This window comes from Xanthomonas axonopodis pv. maculifoliigardeniae, assembly GCF_041519315.1.
Lineage (GTDB): Bacteria > Pseudomonadota > Gammaproteobacteria > Xanthomonadales > Xanthomonadaceae > Xanthomonas > Xanthomonas euvesicatoria.
Genome location: NZ_CP167999.1, coordinates 39,456 through 46,009, shown reverse-complemented (window position 1 = coordinate 46,009; position 6,554 = coordinate 39,456). Strand labels below are relative to the sequence as shown.

The window sequence follows — 6,554 nt, the reverse complement described above, 5'->3', positions numbered from 1 at the left end:
TGTTGGTGACACCGCGGCCGCCGGCGCCGGCGAGATCCGTCACCAATGCTTGGCGACAGCCGCGCGACCTGGCCAGCTGGTGTTTGTCACCAACGCCAGCCCATCCCCCGCTTGTCCACGGCCGGCGCGTCAGCGCCGCCCCGGTCCCGGAGACACCCATATCGGAGGGTCCGGGGGAAGCGGTGGGCAAGCGGGGGATGGGCGACCCACGCACGCAAACCCGCAAGACAGAATCAGCGCGATCGACAGCATGCCGCGCCCAGGCGCGCAAGACAGTTTCAGCGTGCCGAGGCACGCCAGCCAGCGCATGCCGCCCTGCCCTGCAGAACGGCAAACACAGCGGCGGCCACGGCCGCAAAACCGCCCTGCGGTGCGCCTGAAGGCGCTGACTGCACCGTCGCTATCGCAACGGTCAAAAGGTTCACGGGACCGCACGCGGCATCACTGGTGGCGCAATGCATCGCTGAGACCTTTCGCCTGCCCTGAACGGTAGACCAAGCCGCTTACCCATCCAGGGCACCGCTGACGCTGACACGCTCACCCGGTCCCTTCGGGCTGCGGCTTCCCGTGTCTCCCTGGACGGGCTGCGCGCCCCGGTCAACCTACGGGCATCACGGCGAAAGGCACTCAGCGAAGCAATGTTCAACACCACCAGCAACCACCAAAGGAGCGTCCCGATGAACCACAAACCGTCCGCGCTGACGCGCGATACAGCAAAGCAAGAGCCGGCTCCAGCATCTAGCAAAGCAATGTGGGTAGACGCGAAGAACCTCATGCCGGGTGACGTGCTGATTGGCATGTTCAACAGCGTGGTGGCGAAGCGCGACAACATTGATGAGGTGCGTTTCGGCTGGTGGCGTCGGGTGTATGTCTTGGCAAACGGTGGCCGTGATGTGCTGACCTACCACGAGGAAACACGGGTACACATCGAGCGCGGCCCCCTTTTCCACATCGAGGCAGTCAGCAAGCAAACGGGCGAGCGCGTGCGCATGACCCGCTACCCAATGACCCGCGAACAGTGCGAGACGGTCGTTTCCAAGATCACCCGTCACCCCTCCCGCCGCATCGAGCTGGTCGAGGTGAAGGCATGAGCACGAAACGCGAGCAGTTGGATAAGGCCGCCCAGCTCGGCGCGGCCGCTTTTGCCGCTGGCAAAATGTGCGTGCCTGCGCATGACCCGGCCGTGCTGCCGATGTTGAAGGGGCGGCGCGTGGGGGAGACGCCCGAAGGCGAAGCCGGCACGGTGGAAATTCTCAAGGCGTGGTCGGCCGCTTGGGTTGCCGCCAACCTGGCCGAGCCGGTGTTTGTCGCTGACGACCTGGTGCACAGCTATTCGCGTGCCCAGGCCATCGCAGATGGCGCGCTGGTCGATGTCACTGCGACTGCACGCGAAGCCGGGTTCCGCGTCCCCGTTGCTCTTACCGCTGCCGTCTGGGCCGATTGCGTGGCGTGGTCGGACGACGACGGCCGCCGCAAGCGTACCCACCAGGACGAATCCGGAAGACTGTGGGACGTCGTGTGGATGGCGTACCTCGCCACCCGTCGTGCCGGCGACGTCAATCGCCGCCCCTACGAAATCCTGCGGGTGCCGCGCGCCGGCCGGGGTGCCCGCCCTCGTCCCGTTCGCCTCGTGATGCGCATCGGCCCGGGCGACACCCTCGCGCCCGTCATCACGATCACCACTGAAAACGAAGATTGACCGGCCATTGCGCCCCTTTGCGGGGGCGCAGGCCTTCACGACAGGAGCCAGACCCATGCAAACCCGACAGATCCCCGAAGGTGCCGAAACCCGCGAGTTCGCCGACGCTGCCGTGGTCGCCTACTGCTTCGTGCAGGGCGACCGGCCGGCGCTGAAGGCTTACAAGGGCCGCCAGACGAAGCCAGCCATTTACTACACCTTCAAAACCGCCGAAGCACGCGACCGCTACCTCACCGAGTTCGTAGCGCGCGAGGCTGAAAAGCAGGCGTTCAAGCGCGAACGTCAGCAAGCACGCCATGGCCTGGTTGCCGGCGACATCCTGAGCGAAGTGTGGGGCTACGAACAGACCAACGTGACTTTTTACGAAGTGGTCCGCGTACCGTCCGAGCGCTCCGCAACGGTGCGTCAGATCCAGGCCCACAAGGTCGAGGGCGAGGGCATGATGTCCGGCTCAACCGCTCCACAGCCTGGCGTCTTCGCGGCCAATGCAGAGCCGGTTACGCGCCGCGCTACCGGCCTGCACATGCTGGGCGGCGGCCGAAACGGGGGCAGCTTGTCCAAGTGGGACGGCAAGCCCATGCGCTTCACGGCTTACCACTGATACCGCCGCCGGTCAGCCCGCGAATTTGCTGCGAAGCTGACCGGCCGCTGAATGCAACACCGTATATCGTCCGTTTCGCGCCGTGTTTCGGCCCATACACTTACCAAGATGGTATAATTTGGCCATCGAAAACACTCACCCAGGCAGGTTGATATGCGCACTTCGCAGTCGGCAAAACCAATGGCGATGGCCGACCTCATCGCACACGTTGGCAAGCTTGAGAAAGCCGCCCGCAACGCCTTGCAGGAGCTGCGGGCCATCCATCGGCTGCATTACCCGGCCTGCGAAAGTGGCTGTCCGACCGCCGAAGCGATCGCACGCCTAGCCGAAGCCCTGCTGCCTTTTTCCACCGACGACCAGGAGCCGTCCGCATGACCAATGATCTTCCCTTGTCTCATGAGCAGGTTGTCGCAACCGTACTTGTCGGGCTTCGACTGCTTCAGCGCCAAGACGTGTTGCCGCCTGAGATCAATGACATCCTGACCGATGGCGGCCGTCTGTTGCCTGTCGGCGAGGGCGACATCGAGACGCTCTGCGAGCGCATCAATTTGTCCGGCGCAGGAGATGCGCCGGAGCTGCCGGGACGCGAAGCGGTCGCGGAGCTGATCGCCGCGAACAGGCTCATTGCAGACCGCGCGCACAAGAAGGCTGGCGGCGGCTGGTGGCTGATTTCAAACGAGGACATGGCGACCATGCGCACCGCCCTTGCCCGTTGCAGCGATGGTGCCGCATGAACAACGCCCGCCGGAAATCCATTGCGCGCATCCAGGCCCGTATCGCCGAAATCAAGGCGCTGGCCGAAAGCGTTCGCGAAAACGTCGAGCAGATCCGCGACGAGGAACAGGAGTATTTCGACAACCTGCCCGAAGGGCTTGCCAACAGCGAACGCGCGGAGCGGTCGGAGACCGCGATCGAGCAGCTGGAACAGGTCATGCAGGATCTTGAATCCTTCCATGACAACGACTTCGACCAGTATCTGACCGAAGCCATGGCCTAAAATTGGAGCCAGACCGCCAGCCCATGCCCCTGCGATGCGGGGGCATGCACGGGCGATCCGACCCGAAACCGACCTGGTGTGCCGTGAATAATTTCGACTGGTCAAAATTCACCATCTTCGACCACTTGTTCGCTTTGCTGTTCCTGGTTGCTCTTGTGGTAGTGCCGGTACTGATATTGCATGCATTGACTTCCACCTTCGCAAGAGCTTTCAGGCTACGGTCTCAGCAGACTGACGAAAGGATCTACGCGGACGAACAAGAGTTGATTTCGCATTTAGACAGTCTGATGGACGACGATGGTCAGGGTTTCGAGAAATGGGCGCCAGCTCAGGCCGCAATACAAGGGATCATTGCCGCAAGCCGACCGGTGGAGCCTGCGTTTTACCTGGATAGAAGCACGTGGGCGCAATTGCGTGTTCCGACGACGAAACATCGCGACGTGCGTGCCCTGCGTCCAGGCTTCGATCACGGAAGCGCGGAGCTGGTGCCGTTCTACAGTGCCCCGCCACATGCCACCCGCGTAGGCGTTGCATCGTGAAAGCTGCATTCCGCGATGCGACGTTCTACGCGTGTCCGGCCGGCTATGGGAAGAATCCTCGCCCACCAAAATATCACGCCATCGTATCCAGGCCCGGCAACAAGTACGGCAACAAATACGGGCCGGCATGCGGCTACCCGTTCCACGAAGAGGGAACAGAAACTGAGGCCGCGAGCATACCGATGCACCAGCGGTGTAAGCGGCCTGGTTGCCGCAAAGCCTTCGCCAGCATTGACCAGAAAGGCAAGCCGTAGACCCTACTGCAACTTGTCAAATCTGCGCCGTAAATCACCCTATTTGCATACCAATATGGTATGCTTTGGTTTCGCCAGTCAGAGATTAATCCAGTGAGTACCCAGACCTATATCGTCCATCCCGATCAAGCCGGGCCAATCGATTGTTTCCTTGCAGCGCTCGACGCTCTCGATAGAGCGCAGCATAAAATCGGCTCGGAAGCAGAGACGGTTGAAGACCATGTGCTGTGCGACGAGGTATTGAGAGCGTGGACCTCTCTCCGCAGTTTTACTGCTAAGCACATCAAAAGCGCCAGCCAGCACGCGGCAATTGCACCCACGGGCTTTGCTCCACATTTCGCGGTTGTCCCCGCCGAGCTTGCGGAGCTGATCGATGCATTGCCTAACCTGGGCGAGGCCGGTCGTTGCTTCCGCATCCAGCAGCGGGATTTAGTGCCGCAAGATGTCACGGAAAGCCGCGACGAAATGCTAGAACGGTTGAACTCGTGGGTGGATGCCACAGGGGCTGAAGTCATCAATATCGAGACGATTTATTCGGCCGATGCAATGGGAAATGGCCCTTATCCGAAAGGATGGCGCGTGTGGTTTAACGCCCCTCGCCTAAGCGCCGAGGGCTGATCGATGACCCTGCATTCTTTTTACGTATTCAGCTATGCGGGTATGATTTTAGGCCTGGTTGCCATTGTGATCGGAGGAATAGCGCTCGGTCGTGGCAAGATTGACCCGAATGTTTACATGAAGAAGGTTGTCATGTTCGCAGTCTTATGTCTGCTTATGGCTGCCTTGATCTGGTCGGCTCGATCCCTTGGGATCGAGTTATGAGCTGGCGCGATGAACCAGGCCTTCCCCGTGACTTCTTCAACGCTTGCGTTGGCGGTGCAGTCATCTTCGGGGCGATAGCCGCGCTGGCAGCGACAGGATGGTTCGCCGTCTGGCTTCTCGGCCCAGGCTATTTCCGGTGGATCGGCATCACCAGTCGTGAACTCGCAGACGCCACAATCGCCGGCCTCGCAGTCGTAGGCCTGCTGTCGGTAGCCGCGCTGGTCGGCGTGTTTGCCGCACTCAGCTTCGCAGGGATGATGTTCCGTGAGTTCTGGACATGGATACGCAAGCCATAATCCGACACGAGATAAAGCCAATGCCTACGCAGCTCTACGCCAAAATTAAGAAAAGCAGCAAATACTACCACCAGAACCAACACGCGAAAGATACCGGGCAATTTCCTTTCCCCGTTGAAGTAAGGCCCGATTATCCGGGTGGAAAAGGCTACGTCATCAAAGGCGGGCCAGGCGGTCAGTACGAAACACGTGACGTGAACCTTTTTGCCGTCGTGAATGGTATGGAGATCAAGTTGTCATGAACAACTATCAACAGCACCACGACCGCGTTAGGCTTGATGCGCAGGACATCGTAGAACGTCGGCAATTGGCAATAAATCAATCCCGATGGCCCGCGCTTACAAAAGTAATTGTGCAATTGGTCGGCTTCTTAAGCGTCATCGCCGCAGCTTGGATCGCCAGTTTTGCAATGGGATACTACCTGTTCATAAAAACCGATTCAGTTACGAAGCTGGCCGTCTTCGTATTCAGTGGCTTTCACACGAAAAATATCGCGCCTGTCGATGTAATGTTCAGCGCAGGGAATATACTAATATGCTTATATTTGGCATTTTATTTCATATGCCTCGCTGACGACGCGTCTCAGTATATTTCTGACCGTTTTATTCTACGTATCAAGAGGCGGAGGTGTGCAGCATGAGTAGCTATCAGCAGATCCAAGGCCTTACCCAGCATGCAGAAACCAGATTGACCGAGTTCATGCAGAAGTTTGGCAATCGCAAAAGACTGAGCCGGAAAACAGCGTATATCGCGTGCCTACATGTGCTTGAGGACAATCTAAATTCCGCTTCCCAGCACTTGTCGTGGGAGCTGCCCGCCGCTGACAGCGCAGACGGCTGCGCCCACACGTTCACAGCCGAGCTGGATGACCTCATCATCGTCAGTACCGATGACGACGTATTTGCTGCACCGCTCATCCCCGACGAATGGTGGCTGATTGCCGATGCGCAAGAAGATTCCGAGGGCGCAGATCCTGCTTGCCCTGCAAGCCATCCTTGCGGAGTGCAGTGATGACGCAATTGACCTTGAACCAGTTCCGCGCGACGCATGCGGCTGGCGGCTTCACTGGCGCTCAGCTGATCGGCGTGGGATGCCGCTTTTACATCTCAGCAACTGCGATCACCGGCGATCCGGTGGTGTTGGCACTCGATGCCAATCGTAAGACCCGATTTTTCAGCACGGTAGAGACTGGCCTGAAGCTTCTTCGCGATGTTGGGTTTGCGTCTGTAACCGTGGAAATGAGCCAATGGGCACCGGAACAAGGTGCACTTAAATTGACCGAAAGCCGCCCAGCGCAAAGGAGGACCACAGCCACTCCGTAACACCTACATCCCACCTACAGAGAA

General features: G+C 59.5%; 14 protein-coding genes. All 14 read left to right on the top strand.

What is annotated here, in order from left to right; genetic code table 11:
* The first annotated feature begins 677 nt into the window (after positions 1-677).
* The 14 genes from ACDH77_RS20900 (at position 678) to ACDH77_RS20835 (ending at position 6,530) form a co-directional block, all read left to right on the top strand.
* Positions 678-1,091 (top strand): hypothetical protein, encoded by a 414-nt coding sequence (locus tag ACDH77_RS20900; RefSeq protein ID WP_372371938.1) that lies wholly within the window; start codon positions 678-680, stop codon positions 1,089-1,091.
* Between the two features lie 209 nt (positions 1,092-1,300).
* Positions 1,301-1,699: a DUF6573 family protein gene (locus tag ACDH77_RS20895; RefSeq protein ID WP_372371964.1), complete on the top strand. Its 399-nt coding sequence runs from the start codon at positions 1,301-1,303 to the stop codon at positions 1,697-1,699.
* Positions 1,700-1,754: 55 nt separating this feature from the next.
* Positions 1,755-2,300, top strand: coding sequence for a hypothetical protein (locus ACDH77_RS20890; protein WP_372371936.1), 546 nt, complete (start codon positions 1,755-1,757; stop codon positions 2,298-2,300).
* Between the two features lie 186 nt (positions 2,301-2,486).
* Positions 2,487-2,675, top strand: a complete 189-nt coding sequence (locus ACDH77_RS20885) for a hypothetical protein (protein WP_372371935.1) — start codon at positions 2,487-2,489, stop codon at positions 2,673-2,675.
* Entirely contained in the window at positions 2,672-3,034 is a 363-nt protein-coding gene (locus tag ACDH77_RS20880; RefSeq protein WP_372371934.1) for a hypothetical protein, read from the top strand. Before ACDH77_RS20885 ends, ACDH77_RS20880 begins: the two co-directional genes overlap by 4 nt.
* Positions 3,031-3,297 carry a hypothetical protein gene (locus ACDH77_RS20875; RefSeq protein WP_372371932.1) on the top strand — a complete coding sequence of 89 codons (267 nt, stop codon included), beginning with the start codon at positions 3,031-3,033 and terminating at the stop codon, positions 3,295-3,297. The genes ACDH77_RS20880 and ACDH77_RS20875 overlap by 4 nt, the downstream gene beginning before the upstream one ends.
* An 83-nt stretch (positions 3,298-3,380) precedes the next feature.
* A complete protein-coding gene (locus tag ACDH77_RS20870) occupies positions 3,381-3,836 on the top strand; it encodes a hypothetical protein (RefSeq protein ID WP_372371930.1) in 456 nt (151 codons plus the stop codon).
* 347 nt (positions 3,837-4,183) lie between these two features.
* Complete coding sequence (locus tag ACDH77_RS20865) at positions 4,184-4,708, top strand: hypothetical protein (RefSeq protein WP_372371929.1); 525 nt, start codon at positions 4,184-4,186, stop codon at positions 4,706-4,708.
* A 3-nt stretch (positions 4,709-4,711) separates the two neighbouring features.
* Positions 4,712-4,912 carry a hypothetical protein gene (locus tag ACDH77_RS20860; RefSeq protein ID WP_372371927.1) on the top strand — a complete coding sequence of 67 codons (201 nt, stop codon included), beginning with the start codon at positions 4,712-4,714 and terminating at the stop codon, positions 4,910-4,912.
* Positions 4,909-5,208: a hypothetical protein gene (locus tag ACDH77_RS20855; protein ID WP_372371926.1), complete on the top strand. Its 300-nt coding sequence runs from the start codon at positions 4,909-4,911 to the stop codon at positions 5,206-5,208. Before ACDH77_RS20860 ends, ACDH77_RS20855 begins: the two co-directional genes overlap by 4 nt.
* A gap of 20 nt (positions 5,209-5,228) precedes the next feature.
* A complete protein-coding gene (locus tag ACDH77_RS20850; protein ID WP_372371925.1) occupies positions 5,229-5,450 on the top strand; it encodes a hypothetical protein in 222 nt (73 codons plus the stop codon).
* Positions 5,447-5,848, top strand: a complete 402-nt coding sequence (locus ACDH77_RS20845) for a hypothetical protein (RefSeq protein ID WP_372371923.1) — start codon at positions 5,447-5,449, stop codon at positions 5,846-5,848. Before ACDH77_RS20850 ends, ACDH77_RS20845 begins: the two co-directional genes overlap by 4 nt.
* A complete protein-coding gene (locus ACDH77_RS20840) occupies positions 5,845-6,219 on the top strand; it encodes a hypothetical protein (RefSeq protein WP_372371922.1) in 375 nt (124 codons plus the stop codon). Before ACDH77_RS20845 ends, ACDH77_RS20840 begins: the two co-directional genes overlap by 4 nt.
* Positions 6,219-6,530 (top strand): hypothetical protein, encoded by a 312-nt coding sequence (locus tag ACDH77_RS20835; RefSeq protein WP_372371920.1) that lies wholly within the window; start codon positions 6,219-6,221, stop codon positions 6,528-6,530. Before ACDH77_RS20840 ends, ACDH77_RS20835 begins: the two co-directional genes overlap by 1 nt.
* Positions 6,531-6,554 lie beyond the last annotated feature (24 nt).